Genomic DNA, 18,051 nt, shown 5'->3' with positions numbered 1-18,051 from the left:
GGTCCTGACCAGTTCATTTACAAGGTCTGCGACAACGGAACGCCGAACCTGTGTGATACCGCTACGGTGTATATTACGGTACTTTCGCCTGATCCTTGTGTCAAATCGAAAGTCACTTTAACAGGTGCGCCACTTTGCTCGACAGATATTCAGACCTACAGTATTACGTTCACCGTTACGGGTCAAGTCGGAATCCTAAAGGCCAACAAAGGGACACTGACAGGTAGCAACCCTTATACCGTAGCGGGTATTCCTTCGGGAGCTACGATTACGATTACTGATAGTTTGAGCGCAGCTTGTAAATTCGATACGCTCTTCACAGGGCCAAACTGTAACTGTAACCCTGCACTGCCAATCTTATTAACAAGTAGCTTGACGGCTTGTATTGGGGATACTTTCCCAACCCTCAAAGCTACGGTAGTAGGACTTGGTACGGTCGAGTGGTTTACTCAGGCATCAGGTGGTTCGGCGGTATTCACTGGACTCAATTTCAAACCTACTGGAAACGTGGCCGCTAACACCGTATTCTACGCCCAAGCACGTAGTACTGACCCAACTTGCCCAACAGCAATCAGTACCAGCAGAGTAATGGCAACAGTCAACGCCCAAAACTGCTCAGTTAGATTGTTACCTAAAGTATATCTACAAGGTTCGTTGTTTGGCGTTTTCTCGGGCAATTTAATGCGCGATGATTTACGGGTCAAAAACCTGATTCCAAGAAAATCTCCTTATGTGGCGTGGACCCCTATTACACAAACCGATACGATTACCTCCGCTACGGTACTGAGTACCACGGGTCAGGATGCGATTGTTGACTGGGTATTTGTGGAACTGCGCAGCGCCTCCGATTCAACCAAGATTGTTGATAGTCGTTCGGCCTTAGTACAACGCGACGGAGATATTGTGGATGTGGATGGCACATCAGCGCTGGTATTTACTACGGCGATTCCTGCGGACTACTTCGTAGCTGTTCGTCACCGTAACCACTTGGGAGTCATGTCCAAAACGAAGCTTCCGCTAACTAGTATTGCCTCGGTCGTTGACTTCCGCGTGCCCACTACCCCTACTTATGTATTGGGTAATGCTACGATTCATCAATCGCAAGTGGATGTGGTGCAAGGGAAAGCACTTTGGGCGGGCAATGCACTCTATGATAGTCAAGTGATTTATCAAGGGACCGATAATGACGTCAACGTGGTCTACCAACAGGTGATCGGAGCAGCGGCCAATTCGCTTCTGTTACCGTTCTTCATCCTGCCTGGTTACTACACCGGAGACATCAATATGGACGGAGAAGTGATCTTCCAGGGGACAACAAATGATTTAGAGTACATCTACCAAAACGTCATTAACAATCACCCCGGTAACGGTCTCAAACAGAACTTCTTTATCATTCAGCAGCAATTGCCTAAATAAATTTTCTTAAAACGATGGGGGCGAGTTTATCCTCCCCCCATCGTCTATTCCCAATATTCCCAACTACTACGAAATAAACAAAGTTTACCATGAAAAAGGGATTATTTACTCTTGCCTGGATTGGACTCATTCTGCTCTTTGGGCTTATTCCGGCAACGGCACAACAGCTTTCGACCAACCAAGTCAACTATCAATTGACCTACGATGTTAACTCGCAGCTGTACAAGGTTTGGGTCGTACCCAAATACGCTACACCTAATGCCAACAACAGCGACACCAAGGAGTTTGGGGCCACCGCGCAGGTATCCTTGAAAGTGCCTAAAGACTTTGTCATTCAGAACATTACAGATATTAAAGGTTTTTGGGAAAAAAGCCCCCTGAAATTAGGAAGCCAGTCGGTATTTTCTTCGGCGGGCTTAGACCCTAATTATAATTACTATGTGATTGGCAAAGCACCTACAGAGACCAATTATGGGCCTTTTGTGAGTGGTGCACCCGTTGCACTTTTTACTTTCAAAGGCAATTCTTGTAATGGCCCGGTGGGCATTTTAGCCAAAAATGATCCATTTGTGGCCGCAGCCAAAAATTTAGCTTTACTCAATACCGCCTGTAGTTTTTATTCGCGTTCGGGTCAAGCCATAAGCGGAAACGTGGTTCCCTTAGAGCAGTTTATCGAAAAATTAGGGCCTGATGCTAATTGTAATCCTCCCATTGACTTATCGCTTACAGTAGCCACCAACAATCAGCAGCCAGGGCTTAACGGAATCATTACCCTGACCGTTACTGTCAAAAACGAAGGCCAAAATCCTGCCTCGGGCGTGGAAGTAAAAGACCTTTTACCCGCGGGAATGAGCTTCCAAAGTTACGCCACAGCGACGGGAAATTACACACCAGCCACCGGAACTTGGACCATCGGGGCTATTCCCGTAGGGCAAACGGTGACCATATCGGTCATTGCCAAAGTAATACAGACGGGAGTGCAATACTTCACGGCTCAAATCAGCAAGGCAAACGAACAAGACGTGGATTCGACACCCAACAACAATATCGAAACCGAAGATGATTTTGGCCGTACTTGTGTGACGGTACCTGCCCCCATTTGCGCGGGTCAGATTTTTGAATTGTCTATTCCCAATGGATATACCAATATCCAATGGTATAAAGACAACCAACCTATTTCGGGGGCTACTACCTCTACTCTCCAAGTAACCACCGCAGGTACATATCGCTTTACGGCAACTAATGTGTCTTGTCCAACGGAAGGTTGTTGTTCATACATTTTCTACGAAGGTGATTGCTGTCCTACCAAGGCGGTATGTGTGCCCTTTACCGTAGTGAAAATTAGAAAATAGCTTATTGATACGCAAGGAATCTATGTTTAGCACTTTTTTTCAACGAGAATTAAGATAGAGTATAGCGTCGTGCATCATACCAGGGCACTTTTGATGCCCTGGTATATCTTACCCTGTAAACCCCTTATAAGCTTTTACAAATATACTTCGTCATTACTTTACTCCTGTTTCGCCAGTTCTTCCATTTGATTTTCGGTATAGGGCAGATCGGGAGGAGTGGCACTTCCAAAGATTTTTTTACTGCACGAAGCATGAAAATCAGTTTCCGTTGTTCCTAAAAGTTGATAACAAGACAAACACCTTTTCATAGTCTTTCCTTCTCTTCAACAGGGTAGATGCTTACCGCTCCAATACAATCTCTGCAACAAGCCAGCAATAATCCCATTCGATCACGTGGATTGAGTTTCCAGTTTCTTTGGGCAATGTCCAGCAGCCATCCTTCGGGAATCAGGCCGTCGAAGAAGGGGAACAGTACTTTATCGGTAAAAGCAACCTGTTGTAAGGGCAGCTTAAGGCTGATCGGCTCGGGTTTATCTCCCTCCAAATACGTTTTGTCATATTCAAAATGATACCCGTTTTCATCCTGTATCAGCCACCCTGCGGTTAAAGCGTGGAATTTGACTTCAGCCTTTCTCCTCAGTCAGTAGTTTACGGTTAAGGGGTACCGCCCCTGTCTCATACCCAAATAAGTGTAACACTTGGTTTACCTTGTCCATTCGCAAGGTTTGTTTACCCTGTTCTAGTTCACGAATAAAGCGAAGGCCCACCCCAGCTTTCTCTGCCAATTCGGGCTGAGTCAGTTTGGCAGCATTACGCTTTTCTTTAACGAATTTACTTAAAAGCATAATTACAATATGTTTATACCTTTTAGGGTGTAAATACAATATTTTTGTTATTATTTATACCCTAAAAGGTATAAATAATAAATTGTCTTTGTCTAATTTATACTTCTCTATTTCTTTGAACTTTTAGTGCTTGATTCTAGCTCTCACCTTGGCAAGTATTTGCTTGATATTTTTGAAAGAATGGAGTTTTAACAATTATAATAAATTTTTAGTTGAATGTTGAAAAGCTAGGTGGTTTTACTGCGATCATAGGTCATGGAAAGCTTGGTCTCCACTTTTTTAAAATTACTCCATTGAATCTGTGCCACATCCTTGAAGTTCATCCCGGAGCAATAGTAACTGAATAAAAAGAATTGCTGAGTGTGATAAAGGCTACTTCCCTGTTCCAATTCCAAGGCTTCAATTTTCTTTATCTCTTCTTTTGTAATGGCGCGTTTGCGGGTCTGCTCCTTGAACCGAGATACCTTGTATTCGTCGTAAGGGTAGTAGTTTTTTTTTGTATATCCTTCTTTGATTGCTTTATTAAAGAGAGAACGCAGCATCCGAAAATAGACACCTATAGAATTTGGAGAAATCATCTGTTTATGGAAGTGATGTTCCCACTTTCGCAGAAAATTATGGTCAATGTCAGTAAAGGCAAAATCTTTGTTTTTGGTAAATTGCTTCAACACTCCTCGCAGGTCTTTGTGTGATGTTGCATAACTTACACGCCCTTCCTCAATAAGACGTTGAATAACCATTTCAAGATAATCAGGACCGTGTTTTTTTTAGTCGCAGCTCGGTATTTCTGCTCTACTTCCTGCAATGTGAAATCCCATTTTTCGTCTTCTAAGTTAAGAACGAGTTTTTGGGCTTCGTTTTTTTTGATGATGATGATTTCGAGTTGGGGGTAATTGGGATGTTTCCGTTTGGGGAGTTCTTTGGCAAAGTCCCAAAGATCGGAATCACAGTTACGGCCTACAGAAACATACTTGGGTTTTTGGTCTTTGATAAACGAATCATGATGGGATGTTCTCCGCTTTTGAGTATACTTTGTAGTATAGAGGGGCAGGATTTAGCGCCGATTTTGGAAAAAGTCCCCGATGAATTTTATGATTGGGTGAAAGAAACCCACACGCAACTTTTGACGAAATTTGCCGAAATTGAAGCAATCTGGAAAGCTAATTTTCGAATTTTAGAAACCCGCAAAGACACCACACTGTATTTTCAAACCTGTCGTTATCCGGCGGTTTTGTTCAAAATGTTTGACCAAAAACCGTATGACGAAATTATCTAGAAACAAATTCGGCCAACTTTTAAGAAGCCGTTTGCCAATTTATGATGTCTAAAAAATGAAAAAAGTAATTTTACTAAGAGGCTTGCCTGCGAGTGGAAAATCCACCCTAGCCCGACAACTGTTGGATGAAAATAAAGGCATGTACAAGCGGCTCAACAAAGACGAACTCCGCGCCATGCTCGACAACAGCGAGCATTCAAAACACAATGAGAAATTTGTAGAACGTGTCCGTGATTTAATGTTGGTGGAAGCCCTGCGTGATGGAAAACACGTCATTATTGATGATACTAATCTTTCGGAGCGGCCCGTGGAGCGGATTCGTCAGGTGGTGGAAAAATATACCAAAGACACGGGTGAGCAGGTAAAAATTGAGATTCGGGAAATGAACACTTCGTTGGAAGAAAGCTTGGCTCGGGATGAAGTGCGGGAGAAGAAAGTAGGCCGCGAGGTGATTTTGCGGATGTACAAAACCCACGTGTTGGGCGATGAGCGCGGGCCGCATTATCAGCCCCAAGACCCAAGTTTACCGCCTGCTATCCTGTGTGATTTGGACGGCACGTTGGCTATTTTGAGAAACCGAAGCCCTTACGATTCCATGTCGTGCGAATTGGATGACCTCAACCAGCCCATTGCCGAAATCATCAAAACGTATCATACCTTAGGCGTTAAAATTATCCTGATGTCGGGCCGAGAAGAGAAAGCGCGAACGCCAACACTCAATTGGCTGAAATACAACAACATCCCTTATCACGCGCTCTATATGCGTACGACGGGAGATATGCGCAAAGATGCAGTTGTCAAAAAAGAGCTTTACGAAGCGCACATAAAAGGGCAATATTTCGTACAGTTCGTGCTCGACGACCGCAATCAAGTCGTGGATTTGTGGCGCCTGGAGCTGGGTTTACCGTGTTTGCAGGTAAATTACGGAGATTTTTAATTCTGTGGAAGGTCAGACGATAGTCAGACCAGATAGCTCTGTGTGCTATCTGCCAGGCGCTGCGGATTCTATCAAGCTTAGTATTTTGTTTTGAAAGAGATACATCTAGTAGTTGGTTGCCAAAAAATGCTTTTTAAAAGCAGAAATAAACCAACGGCAACTCCATGATTCGGAACGTATCTATATTACTCTGTTTTCTGCTTTATCAGTCAGTTTACGCCCAATCTCCCAAACCCAACATTCTCTTCCTTTTTGCCGACGATCTCCGCGCCGATGCTTTGGGTTGTTACGGCAATCCTTACGTCCAAACGCCCAATCTCGACCAATTGGCGCGCAATGGTATGTTGTTCAGCGAGGCGCATATTTTGGGGGGTAATCACGGAGCCGTTTGTGCGCCGAGCCGCGCGATGTTGATGAGTGGAAAAGGCTTTTTTAGAGTAACTGACAAACTAAATGGCGTGACTACGTGGCCGATGCTACTGCGCCAAAATGGCTATTCTACGTTTATGACGGGCAAATGGCACAACGAACCCGCCGCCGTAGGAGCGAGTTTTATGGAAGCCAAAAACGTGATGCTCGGCGGAATGGCCGACCATTATCAAACTCCGATGTGTGATTTGAAACCCGACGGAACCTTTACGCCCCCCATCAAAAAAGGATTCTCTACCGATCATTTTGCCGAAACGGCCATTCAGTTTTTAGACAAACAATCGGCCAATAAACCTTTTGCCACGTACGTAGCGTTTACGGCCCCGCACGACCCGCGCTCGCCTTTGCCCGATTATCTCAAGCGTTACGGAACGGCACCGCTTCCGCCAAACTTTATGCCCGCGCATCCCTTCAATTTTGGCAGCGATATGACCGTGCGCGACGAGATGCTGGCCGCTTATCCGCGAACCACCGAGGTTATCAAATCACAGCTCACGGAGTATTATGCCATGATTACGCACTTGGACGAAGCCATTGGGAAGATTCTGGCGAAGCTGAAAGAGAAAGGATTAGACAAAAATACCATCATTGTTTTTGCCGCTGACAACGGCTTGGCGATGGGCAGTCATGGCCTACTAGGGAAACAAAATCTTTACGAACACAGCATGAGAGTGCCGCTGATTATGAGCGGAAAAGGAATTCCTAAAAACCAAAAAAGTGACGCTTTTGTGTATCTTTTCGACCTGTTTCCGACAATTTGTAAAATGCTCAGCATAGCCGCTCCCAAAGACTTAGAAGGGAAAGATTTGTCGGGAATTATTCAGAACAAAACCCCATCGGTGCGTGAGCAAGTCTTTACGGCCTATACGTTCTCGCAGCGCGCTATTCGTGATCGACGTTGGAAGTTGATTCGTTATCCAAAAGTTGATTTTGTCCAACTATTTGATTTACAAACTGACCCGCACGAACTCAACAATCTGGCTCAAAAACCCGAATACACTGCCAAAGTAAAAACAATGATGGAAGACCTAAGAAAACATCAACAACTATACGGTGATACTTTCCCGTTGACTGCAGCTGAGATTTCATCACAAGTATTTGATTACAAAAACGTTGTACGCAAACCCGATCAATGGCAACCGAAAGAAGTCTTGGAAAAATATTTTAAAGATTAATCTATCCTTGCGTCCATTGCGAAAAACCATGGCAGTTAACACTATTTTTTTTTCGCAATGGTTTAGAAAGGGGCGCAAAGTAAATCAATCCCTTATGAAACACTTAGTCTTCTATATTTTCGCCCTCTTTTCTTTAAAAGCAGTGGCTCAAAACCCTGATTTTAAGGGCAAAAAACTGCATCTGTATCTGCTCGTTGGTCAATCAAACATGGCAGGACGCGGCAAGGTGGAAGAGTCTGACCGCACGCCACATCCGCGGATTTGGATGCTTAACAAAGACAATCAGTGGGTGCCTGCCGTTGCGCCCATGCACTTCGACAAACCCGAAGCGGGCGTTGGGCCAGGGCTGGAATTTGCCCGCGTAATGGCCGACGCTGATACGTCTGCTGTGATTGGTCTGATACCAGCGGCTGTGGGTGGGTCGGCCATTGACTCGTGGCAACCTGGTGGCTACCACGACCAAACCAAAAGCTATCCCTACGACGATGCCCTTCGTCGGGCGAAAGCAGCGCTACCAGCGGGGAAATTGAAAGGCATTTTGTGGCACCAAGGCGAAAGCGACAGTAAACCCCAATTGGTAGGAAGTTACACCCAAAAATTAGAGGCGCTCATCAAGCGTTTTCGTAAAGAATTATCGGCCCGTAAGGTGCCGTTTGTGGTTGGTACGTTGGGTGATTTCTTCGTGAATCGTATTCCAGAAGCAAAAGACATCAATGAACAACTTCGCCAATTACCTAAAAAAGTTAAACACACGGCCTGCGTTGAAGCCGCAGGATTGGCGGAGAAAGGAGATAAAACGCATTTTGACGCACCTGCCGCCCGCGAATTGGGCCGCCGCTATGCGGAAGCGATGAAACGTTTTTAAATCAGTAAATTATATTAAATCAACCCTTTAACTCATTGAGTTTACAAAGCAAATTTAAAGACGCATGAACCGACGGGAAGTTCTTAAAAATGTCACCTTGGCCGCAGGTGGATTCGTCGTTTTGCCCACTTGGGCGGAAGCGTGGAGCCCGAGTAACATCCAAAGGTGGGCGTTAAATCTTTCGCCTCAACAAGAAGCGTTGCTAGTTTCGGTGGTAGACACTATCATTCCAACAACCGATACTCCTGGAGCCAAAGACTTGGGTGTGCCAGATTTTATCCAAAAAATGTTGGTGGACTGTTACGAAAAAGGCGTGCAGGAAAATGTCAAAAAAGGCCTTGAAAAGACCGATGCAATCGCCAAAGATCGCTATCTCCGGGCCTTCGTTGATTGCAACTCCCTCCAGCGTAAAGACGTTTTGGGTAAGGTAGCAATGTCGACCGACCAGATGCAAAAAGACTATTTGACACTTGTAAAATCACTGACAATTCTCGGGTTTACCACCTCCGAATACGTTCAGACCAAACACCTGAAATACAATCAAGCACCAGGGCATTATTACGGGTGTGTACCAGTTCAGTAGTGAGTATTGGGATTTTTCTCTTTACTGAAACCCCAATGTTAGTACTCAATACCCAAGACTTTATACCCCATGTTGTTTACTCAATACTCAAATGTCATATCTTAATATAGATTCCATCAAAGACCGTACCTACGACGCCATCGTGATTGGTTCAGGAATCAGCGGCGGCTGGGCAGCGAAGGAGTTGTGCGAAAAAGGACTCAAAACCCTTGTTTTGGAGCGTGGTCGTGATGTACAACACGTAACCGATTATCCAACCGCCAATAAACATCCGTGGGAATTTGAGCATCGCGGTCAAGTGCCGTTGGAAATCCGCAATCAATACCCCAACGGCCGAGCGAGTTTCATGCGCGAAGAAACCATGCACTGGGCCTTAAAGCCTGGTGAACAGCCGTTTGTGGAAGAACAGCCGTTTCAGTGGACGCGCGGCTACCACGTAGGCGGCAAATCGCTATTGTGGGCGCGTCAAACACAACGTTGGTCGGACTTTGATTTTGAAGGCCCCGCTCGCGATGGGTTTGCGACCGATTGGCCCATTCGCTACGCCGATATTGCGCCTTGGTACAGCCACGTTGAAAAATTTGCGGGAATTTCGGGAAATAAAGACGGTTTGCCAGAATTGCCCGATGGTGAGTTTTTGCCACCCATTGAATTGAGTTGCATCGAAAAACATTTTCAGGAGGCCATCACCAAAAATTACAAAGACCGCCACGTGATTCAGGGGCGTTGTGCGCACATAACCGATCCACAGCAAATCCACTACGACCAAGGCCGCGCCAAATGTCAGCACCGTTCGCTCTGCAACCGTGGCTGCCCGTTTGGTGGCTATTTCAGTAGCAATGCCTCCACTTTACCGTGGGCGGCCAAAACGGGCAACATGACTTTGCGCCCGCATTCGGTGGTCCATTCCATTATTTTTGATGAGAAAAAAAAGCGTGCTTCGGGGGTACGTGTTGTAGACGCGAACACGAGTGAGATGATAGAATTTTATGCCAAAATCATTTTTGTCAACGGATCGGCGCTCAACAGCAATTTGATTTTGTTGAATTCTATTTCAAGCCGTTTCCCCAACGGCCTGGGCAACGACAGTGGCACCTTAGGAAAATACATTGCGTGGCATAATTATCGCGGCCGCATAAACGCCGAATATGAAGGCTACTATGATAAAATGACCGACGGCAAAAACCCCAGCAACGCATACATTCCGCGTTTTAGGAATCTACACAAACAGGAAAGTGATTTTCTACGCGGCTATGCCACGGGCATCGGTGGCGGGCGGGGACGCCTTACGCGACAGGCCGAAATCGGCGAAGAGCTCAAAGATGCGCTCCTGCATCCGCAATTGGGCAACTGGAACATCAGCGCGTGGATGATGGGCGAAACCGTGCCCATTGAAAGCAATCACGTCCGTTTGGATCCCAACCTAAAAGACCCTTACGGAATCCCCCAGTTAGTGACGTCGGTGAAGTGGACGGAAAATGACGACAAAATGGTGAAAGACTACCTCGAACAACTCACCGAAATGTTTACGTTGGCGGGATTTAAGAACATTCGGGGGGTGGATACCCACGCTAACCCAGGTTCAGATATTCACGAAATGGGGGGTATTCGCATGGGTAAAGACCCAAAAACGTCGATGCTAAACGAATGGAATCAGGTACACAGTTGCAAAAACGTATTTGTCACCGACGGTGCATGCATGACCTCCACTGGCACCCAAAATCCGTCTCTGACCTACATGGCTATTACCGCCCGCGCGGCCGATTATGCCGTGAAGCAACTGAAAAAACGAAAGTTATAATCCCAATCCTCATTTCTCGGTGTAACTCCGTTTCTCGGTGGTAAAAAAAACAGTAACTAACTCAAAATGAATACAATGAAAAAAACAACCATTTTATTAAGCCTTGCTCTTTTACTTGTCAGTGCCATTGGCGAAGTTTTTGCCCAAAAAGGCAAATTATACACGTTCCCCATTGGAATGCAGGCGTACACCTACCGCGCCAGTTTTCCTAAAGGCGTAGCCGCCACGCTCGACACGCTTAAAATGTTGGGAGTCACCGAACTAGAAGGCGGAGCCGCCAAAGGCACCACGCCCGAAGAATTTAGAAAAATGTGCGAAGAGCGCAGCATCAAAATTCCCGGAACGGGCGGAGGCTACGAACAATTGGTAAAAGACCCCGCCGCGGCGGCCAAAACGGCCAAATTGCTAGGTTCTAGCTACCTTATGTGCGCATGGATTCCGCACAAAGTCAAAGGTGGTTTTACGTTTGAGGAAGCCAAAAAAGCCGTGGATGATTTTAATATGATTGGCAAAGTGCTGAAAGAAAACGGCATCACCTTTTGCTACCACAACCACGGCTACGAATTCCAGCCTTACGAAGACGGAACGTTGTTTGACTACATTGTCAAAAACACCAACCCCGAATATGTATCCTTTGAATTAGACATTCTTTGGGCATTTCACGGTGGAGCTGAGCCCGTTAGTTTGTTAAAAAAATACGGAAAGCGCTTCAAGCTCATTCACCTCAAAGACCTCAGAAATGGCGTAAAAGGAGATTTGACGGGCGGCACCCCCTTGATAAACGACGTAGTGTTGGGCACAGGGCAAGTTGACGTGGCTGGTGTAATTAAGGAAGCCAAGAAAATCGGTATTAAGCATTATTTCATCGAAGACGAAAGCCCCACTTGGTATGAGCAAGTGCCAAAAAGCATTGCGTATTTGAAGAGTTTATAATTCTCAATAGATTTTAAGTAGAGCCTCCTATACTCATTGATAGGGGGCTCTACTTTTTTGTTTTTATTGTATCCCTAAGTAGCAACAATTTTTAGGGATATTTTTTTTAAGATTAGAATTATTTCAATATTATTGCTCTCAACAACTCTCTAACAACAGCGTTAAAATCTTCTCTGGTTTATAGCCCCCTTGATTTCAAAACATTGAAGCATCCGCTTTTGTTTTTGAGTTGAGTAAACCATTTCAATATAAACTAAATCGTCAAATTCATGTTAAAATTTACCTATTTTTCGAAGGCAAGGCTAGTCTTTGCAACGGGGATGTGGTTACTAACCGCAATTGCCTTTGCCCAAAACCAAGTCAGCGGAACTGTCAAATCCGCTGATGGCTCCCCTATCCCAGGAACGAATGTCGTTGTGAAAGGCACAACAATAGGCACCACCAGCGGGGCGGATGGAACGTACTCAATTACGCTCCGTCAAAACAACGCGACGTTGGTCTTTTCTTCCATTGGTTTTCAATCGAAAGAGGTGGCTGTTGGCAACAACAGCACCATTAATGTAACACTCATCGAAGACGTTTCAAACCTTCAGGAAGTCGTTGTGACTGGTTTGGCGTCGAGCATCAAACGTTCTAATCTGGCCAACGCCGTAGCAACTCTTTCGGCCAAAGACCTCATGGGGACGACCCAAATCCAAACGGTCGACAACGCATTTTATGGAAAACTGCCGGGGGTCAACATGAACACCAACGGTGGCGCCCCAGGAGGTGGGGTTTCGATTCAGTTGCGGGGTATTTCATCGCTAGTAGGGGCCTCTCAACCTCTTTACATTATTGACGGAGTCTATGCCAACAACGGGGTTAATCGTTCGGGTCGTGCCTCGGTAACAGGCGCAGGGGCAGAAACCCAAGACGATGCTTCTAACCGTATTTCTGACTTAAACCCCAACGACATCGAAAACGTAGAAGTCCTCAAAGGGCCATCGGCGGCGGCTATCTACGGTACCCGGGCCAATGCTGGGGTAATCATCATCACCACCAAACGCGGTAGTGCAGGCAAAACAAAAGTATCGTTTGCCCAAGACTACGGATTTGCTACACCACAGCGCCTGTTTGGGGTGGACAACTGGACGGAAGCAAAAATAAATACATTTTTTGCCGCCGCTCGTCGCCCAATAGAATTAGAGCGTTTTCGCGCAGCCAATGGCCAAACCTGGGATTATGAAAAATATTTTTACGGAAACACGGCACCACTTTCCAACACTCGTTTGGGGATTTCGGGCGGGAGCGACAAAACCAAGTTTTTCATTTCGGGAGCTTTGACCGACGAAAAAGGCATTGTTCGCCGTACGGGCTTTAAACGCTATTCGTTACGCGCCAATATCGACCATAAACTGACCAACGATATTACCTTATCCGTAGGGTCAAACTACATCAATACCAACTCCGACCGGGGTTTTACGGGAAACCAAAATAACTCAGGGGCGAGTATTGGGTACAACATCGCTTACGTCCCCAATTATTATAACCTTTTCCCCGATGAAAGCGGTCGCTACCCCGACAACCCTTACTTTTCCGAAAATCCCATAGCAGTGACCGACCGTGGTATTAACAACACCAATGTCAACCGATTTATTCAGTCGTTTAACCTGACGGCGAATCTTTACAAATCAGAAAAATCACTACTGAAATTGGTAGGACAAGGAGGCTTGGACTACACCCAAGGAACTACTTTTGTTTACCTTCCCGAAGATTTGCAATTTCAACGCGCCCAAGGAAACCCTGGCGATGTGATTTGGGGGAAAACCGAAAACGTGAATACCAACTTTCAAACAGCATTGGTTTATAACTGGAACATTGGGAAAGTCAATCTTACGTCGCAGGCAGGTGCGGTGCGGCTTAACTTCCGCGAAGACCGCTTACTCAACCGCTCGCGTGGATTGGCAGGAGGTCAAACCAACTTACGTCAGGGAACAGTACAAGAAATTTTTGACCAACGTTTTCAGACCATTACCGACGTAGGGGCGTTTGTTCAACAAGAAGCCAACTGGGATGATAAAATCATCGCTACGGCGGGCGTACGTTGGGACAAATCAACCCTTATTGGCGATGCCGACAAGTTTTGGGCTTTCCCGAAAGCATCTTTGGCCATCAACATTGCCAACTTTGACTTCATTCGCTCGTCGAGCTTATCTTCTGTTTTCTCGCAAATCAAGCCACGCGTTGCCTATGGACAAACCGCTGGGGTACCAGGTTTTGGAACCACATTTACGCCGCTCAACTCGGCCAATATCGGCGGATTGCTAGGCTCGGTGGTGACCACTGCGGCGGGCAATACCGCCATCGAACCTGAACGGGCGGGTGAGTTGGAGTTTGGGTTGGATTTAGGATTATTTAACAACCGAATCCAACTAGAAGCGACCTACTACGATAAGCAAACCCGTAGCAATATCCAGAATTTACAACTTTCTCCGGCAGTGGGTATCAGTACAATACCTACTAACTTAGCCCAACTCCAAAACCGTGGCGTAGAACTTTCGCTGGGGGGGACCATTGCCCAAAAAGAAAAGTTTCGCTGGAGCTCGCGGGTATTGTGGTGGAAAAACGACATTCTGCTCACCAAGTTGGGGATTCCAGCCTACAACTCAGGCGCTTTTGGGGTAACTTTAGGGACGTTCCTGTACCAAGAGGGCTTTTCACCTACCACCATCGTGGGAACACGCCCAGCACGTGATGCCAATGATACGCCTGCTGCCGAAGGTGTGCGCACAGGAGCCTATATTTTAGGAAACAACCAGCCTGACTTCCAGATGTCGTGGAGCAATGAAATCAACTTCTTCAAAAACTTTGATTTCAACATGCTTTGGCACTGGAAAAAAGGCGGTGACAATATCAACCTGACCGAGTTTTTGTGGGATGGTGGCGGAACTTCTCCTGACTGGGACGATGACGATAACGGCGACGGCGTGCCTAATGGCCGTCAGCGGGGCTTAGCTCCTCACAACGGTGCCGACCGATGGGTACAAGATGCCTCTTATCTTCGTTTGCGCGAGGCCGCATTGTACTACACCGTACCCACCACTTCCCTGAATAAGTGGTCCAACAATAAAATATCACGGGTGCGCGTAGGCTTTTCTTGCCAAAACCCATTGACATTCAGCAAATACCGTGGCTACGATCCCGAGACTTCTACTTTTGGATTACAAGCCGTAGCATCGGGGGTAGATATTGCTCCTTATCCTACTCAGCGTCGCTTTTTTGGTCATTTAGTTGTTGAATTTTAATGCGTTACGGACATGAAAAAAATACACTTATATACTCCGATTTTTGCAGGGCTGTTGTTGATGATGAGTTCTTGTAACTTTTTCAGCCTTGATACTCCCAACGACCCCAACAACCCTTCGCTGGGAAGTGTGAGTCAAAACGCTTCTCGTACCCAAGTGCAAAACTTGGTGACGGGGTTGGAATCACGCCACCGTGATTATCTCTTTACCGTGACAATGTTGTTCGGAACAATGGGGCGTGAATTGTGGTACTTAAACGCCTCTGACCCTCGTTGGCAAACCGATTGGCTAGGCATGAACGGGCGTCAGGCAACAGCCAACATGTTTGGGTATTTGAATACGTATCAGCAACCTTATTTTGCCATTCGTCAGGCCTTGACGGTGATTGATGCCGTTAACAATACCAATACTTTTACGACCGAAGAAAAAAATGCGGTTTCGGGCTTTGCCAAAACCCTCATGGCGTACCAATACCTGATTGTGGCAATGGGGCAATACGAAAATGGAATTCGAATTGATGTCAAAGACCTTCAAAATCCAGGGCCTTTCTTACCGCTTGCGGAGTCTCTTACCCAAATCAAACGCATCTTGGACGAAGGCAATACCGAATTGAGCGGTGCTGGCACAGGAAATTTCCCTTTACGTTTGACGTCTGGTTTCACAGGAAATGGCTTCGGAACCATTGCGGGACTGCGTCAACTCAATCGTGCCATTGCGGCGCGCTTAGCCGTGTATCGTCAGGACTGGCAAGGTGCTTTGGATGCAGTAGCCGCATCCTTTTATAATGCAACTGGTAGTTTAGAGGCTGGGCCGGCCCATACCTTCGGAGCGCCACCAGATACGTTTAACCCGCTGTTTTTTGTCAAAAATGCCAATGTAAGTACCATGATGGTGGTACACCCGTCGGTGTTGCGCGATACCATTGCAGGAGATGCCCGCGTACGTGCGAAGTTTTTCCGTCGTACTGCGCCAGTATCAGTTACCTCAGATGGAACACCTCTCGCGGGTTTGTACCAAGACAACCGTTTTGCCCTCAACACCTCTGAGGTGAAATTTTTCCGTAATGAAGAGCTGGTACTGATTGCTGCTGAGGCCAACGCCCAACTCAATAAAACCCCAGAAGCAGTGGCGGCAATCAACCGTATTCGTACCGCTGCGGGTATTGGCAACTACACGGGCGCTACGACCAAAGACGCCCTTATTGACGAAATCTTGTTCCAACGCCGTTATTCGCTTTGGGCCGAGCCTTGGGGACATCGTTGGGTAGATTTGCGTCGTTACAATCGCCTCAATGCCGCAAACGTAGATGTCACCATTGACCGTGGTACAATTTTCAGGCAACTGGCCCGCCCGCAGGCCGAAATCAACTGGGATGAATACGTAAAAACGCGGTAATTTACGGTTTACCCATAATCAATAAATCCCTGCTACGTGAAGTGGCAGGGATTTATGTTATTTGTTGACTTTTTAACCACAACTTACTCATGATCTATAATGCCTAACTCCCACTGATTTTCGGTCATCTTCGCCGTTTCTCTACCCCCACTCACTCACAAGATTTATAGCTTCGAACAGAAGTTAACTTCTCATCAGAATGGCGCATTGGGCACAATATGCCCCAGTTTTGCTGAAATAATTACACAGTCTTGGCCCAGCGAACATTGGTCTTATTTTTTGTCTTGCTTCCATTTTTATGAATTGGTTAAAGAAAACTCAAATACAATGCTTTCTGAACGACTTAATTTATCTGGAAAAACAGCCGTTGTAACGGGTTCGAGTCAGGGGATTGGCAAAGCAATTGCCATTGCGCTTGCCGAATACGGCGCCAATGTAATCATCCACTATCGCCGTGATAAAAAAGAAGCTCAACAAGTAGCCAAACAAATCAACCAACCCAAAGATAAAGTACAGATTGTAAAAGCTGATTTTTCAAAACCCGACGGGCCCCAAAAATTTTTCCAAAGCGTTTCTAAAATAACCGATACCGTTGATATTTTGGTCATCAATGCTTCGGTACAGGTGGCCAAAAATTGGCAAGAAGTGACGGAAAGTGAGTTTGATTTTCAGGTCAATGCAAATTTTAAATCTACCCTTTTATTGATGCAGCAGTTTGCACCTGCCATGATCAAAAAAGGCTGGGGGCGAATTCTGACCATTGGCAGCGTGCAGCAGGTTCGGCCCCATCCCGCCATGATTGTGTATGCCGCCACCAAGTCAGCGGTTTTTAATTTAGTAAAAAATGTAGCGCTTCAATTGGCCGATAAGGGGGTTACGGTCAACAATTTAGCACCCGGCATCATTGATACACCCCGCATTCAGGCACCTGTTCCTAAAATGGAAAAGCGAATTGCCGAACGTATGACTACCCCCGAAGGTGGCATGGGGCAGCCCGAGGATTGTGCAGGCATGGCTGTATTTTTATGCTCAGACGCGGGGCGCTACATAACGGGGCAAAATCTGTTTGTGGATGGGGGCATGAGTTTATAAAATGGCCCGCAGCACTTCCCGTTTCCATTTTGGCCCAGGGTGTTTTTCAACGGTAAAACCCGCCGCCCTGAGGTTGCGTTGGACGTAGCTTTTGGAACAGTAGGTCGTTAGGTTGCCGTTTTGTCTTAACAGCGCAGCCAATTGCTCAAAAACCTCCCGCTCCCAAAGTTCTGGCTGGGCCGACGGAGCAAAAGCATCGTAATAGATGGCATCAAATTGAAGGGATGTCTCGAAATCTTGAAGCCTTGTTCGGTATTTTTCAAGCGTAAAAAACGGAGAGAGTTGAACAGGCCGTTCCCATACCGCTTCGTGAAGTTGTATCAATCGGTGGGTTTCCAATAACCCGTCGTAATTCAATTCCCTGACCAGCTCATCTGCTAACGGATGCGCCTCAACGGTCACGTAGCGAACGGGCACCTGCGCTGTTTCGGCCTCCAACCACGTGAGCAACGCATTTAGCCCTGTACCAAACCCCATTTCAAACACAGCAAGAGGATCCGAAATTGGGGTTAACCGATAATGGCGAATGGCTTCTTTCAGGCCCAAATCAATGTAAATTGACTGCGATTCCTGCAAGGCACCGTTGACCGAATGGTAATACACGTTGAGCGTTTCGTTCCATAATGTATGCGAGCCGTCGGAGGTGAGAATACGTTGAATACTCATTT

17 protein-coding genes are annotated in these 18,051 nt (G+C 46.3%); 11 read left to right on the top strand and 6 right to left on the bottom strand.

Annotation, left to right across the window (positions count from 1 at the left end; all coding sequences use genetic code 11):
* On the top strand, positions 1-1,416 hold a 1,416-nt coding region (locus GVN20_RS27615; protein ID WP_166561433.1), incomplete at its 5' end, for a hypothetical protein.
* Between the two features lie 89 nt (positions 1,417-1,505).
* Positions 1,506-2,768 (top strand): DUF11 domain-containing protein, encoded by a 1,263-nt coding sequence (locus tag GVN20_RS27610; RefSeq protein WP_166561432.1) that lies wholly within the window; start codon positions 1,506-1,508, stop codon positions 2,766-2,768.
* A gap of 158 nt (positions 2,769-2,926) precedes the next feature.
* On the opposite strand, the gene GVN20_RS27605 is transcribed toward GVN20_RS27610, so the two are convergent.
* The 5 genes from GVN20_RS27605 to GVN20_RS30205 form a co-directional block, all read right to left on the bottom strand.
* A complete protein-coding gene (locus tag GVN20_RS27605; protein ID WP_229599212.1) occupies positions 2,927-3,076 on the bottom strand; it encodes a hypothetical protein in 150 nt (49 codons plus the stop codon).
* Complete coding sequence (locus GVN20_RS27600) at positions 3,073-3,408, bottom strand: HipA N-terminal domain-containing protein (protein WP_166561440.1); 336 nt, start codon at positions 3,406-3,408, stop codon at positions 3,073-3,075. Before GVN20_RS27600 ends, GVN20_RS27605 begins: the two co-directional genes overlap by 4 nt.
* Positions 3,392-3,613 carry a helix-turn-helix transcriptional regulator gene (locus GVN20_RS27595; protein ID WP_166561431.1) on the bottom strand — a complete coding sequence of 74 codons (222 nt, stop codon included), beginning with the start codon at positions 3,611-3,613 and terminating at the stop codon, positions 3,392-3,394. The genes GVN20_RS27600 and GVN20_RS27595 overlap by 17 nt, the downstream gene beginning before the upstream one ends.
* Before the next feature lie 227 nt (positions 3,614-3,840).
* A complete protein-coding gene (locus GVN20_RS27590; protein ID WP_166561430.1) occupies positions 3,841-4,353 on the bottom strand; it encodes a site-specific integrase in 513 nt (170 codons plus the stop codon).
* A complete protein-coding gene (locus GVN20_RS30205; RefSeq protein WP_409033851.1) occupies positions 4,317-4,604 on the bottom strand; it encodes an Arm DNA-binding domain-containing protein in 288 nt (95 codons plus the stop codon). The genes GVN20_RS27590 and GVN20_RS30205 overlap by 37 nt, the downstream gene beginning before the upstream one ends.
* A gap of 340 nt (positions 4,605-4,944) precedes the next feature.
* Here GVN20_RS30205 and GVN20_RS27580 point away from each other — a divergent pair, with 340 nt between their 5' ends.
* From GVN20_RS27580 to GVN20_RS27540, 9 genes are all read left to right on the top strand, one after another.
* Positions 4,945-5,826, top strand: coding sequence for an AAA family ATPase (locus tag GVN20_RS27580; RefSeq protein ID WP_166561429.1), 882 nt, complete (start codon positions 4,945-4,947; stop codon positions 5,824-5,826).
* Between the two features lie 164 nt (positions 5,827-5,990).
* Entirely contained in the window at positions 5,991-7,430 is a 1,440-nt protein-coding gene (locus GVN20_RS27575; protein ID WP_166561428.1) for a sulfatase-like hydrolase/transferase, read from the top strand.
* A gap of 94 nt (positions 7,431-7,524) precedes the next feature.
* The gene (locus tag GVN20_RS27570; RefSeq protein WP_166561427.1) at positions 7,525-8,295 is read left to right on the top strand and encodes a sialate O-acetylesterase; all 771 of its coding nucleotides are present in this window, start codon (positions 7,525-7,527) and stop codon (positions 8,293-8,295) included.
* A gap of 64 nt (positions 8,296-8,359) precedes the next feature.
* Positions 8,360-8,878 carry a gluconate 2-dehydrogenase subunit 3 family protein gene (locus tag GVN20_RS27565; protein ID WP_166561426.1) on the top strand — a complete coding sequence of 173 codons (519 nt, stop codon included), beginning with the start codon at positions 8,360-8,362 and terminating at the stop codon, positions 8,876-8,878.
* Positions 8,879-8,969: 91 nt separating this feature from the next.
* Positions 8,970-10,679: a GMC oxidoreductase gene (locus GVN20_RS27560; RefSeq protein ID WP_166561425.1), complete on the top strand. Its 1,710-nt coding sequence runs from the start codon at positions 8,970-8,972 to the stop codon at positions 10,677-10,679.
* 75 nt (positions 10,680-10,754) lie between these two features.
* Entirely contained in the window at positions 10,755-11,612 is an 858-nt protein-coding gene (locus tag GVN20_RS27555) for a sugar phosphate isomerase/epimerase (protein ID WP_166561424.1), read from the top strand.
* A gap of 269 nt (positions 11,613-11,881) precedes the next feature.
* Positions 11,882-14,896, top strand: coding sequence for a SusC/RagA family TonB-linked outer membrane protein (locus GVN20_RS27550; RefSeq protein ID WP_206023387.1), 3,015 nt, complete (start codon positions 11,882-11,884; stop codon positions 14,894-14,896).
* 12 nt (positions 14,897-14,908) lie between these two features.
* Positions 14,909-16,291 carry a RagB/SusD family nutrient uptake outer membrane protein gene (locus GVN20_RS27545; RefSeq protein WP_166561423.1) on the top strand — a complete coding sequence of 461 codons (1,383 nt, stop codon included), beginning with the start codon at positions 14,909-14,911 and terminating at the stop codon, positions 16,289-16,291.
* A 327-nt stretch (positions 16,292-16,618) separates the two neighbouring features.
* On the top strand, positions 16,619-17,383 hold the full coding sequence (locus tag GVN20_RS27540) for an SDR family NAD(P)-dependent oxidoreductase (RefSeq protein ID WP_206023386.1): 765 nt from the start codon (positions 16,619-16,621) through the stop codon (positions 17,381-17,383).
* On the opposite strand, the gene mnmD is transcribed toward GVN20_RS27540, so the two are convergent.
* Complete coding sequence (mnmD, locus tag GVN20_RS27535) at positions 17,378-18,049, bottom strand: tRNA (5-methylaminomethyl-2-thiouridine)(34)-methyltransferase MnmD (protein WP_166561422.1); 672 nt, start codon at positions 18,047-18,049, stop codon at positions 17,378-17,380. The two genes, GVN20_RS27540 and mnmD, sit on opposite strands and share 6 nt — an antisense overlap.
* Positions 18,050-18,051 lie beyond the last annotated feature (2 nt).

Origin of the sequence: Runella sp. CRIBMP, from assembly GCF_009905605.1 — a bacterium.
In the GTDB taxonomy this organism is placed as follows: Bacteria; Bacteroidota; Bacteroidia; order Cytophagales; family Spirosomataceae; genus Runella.
This window is presented reverse-complemented; position numbering and strand designations above follow the sequence as displayed.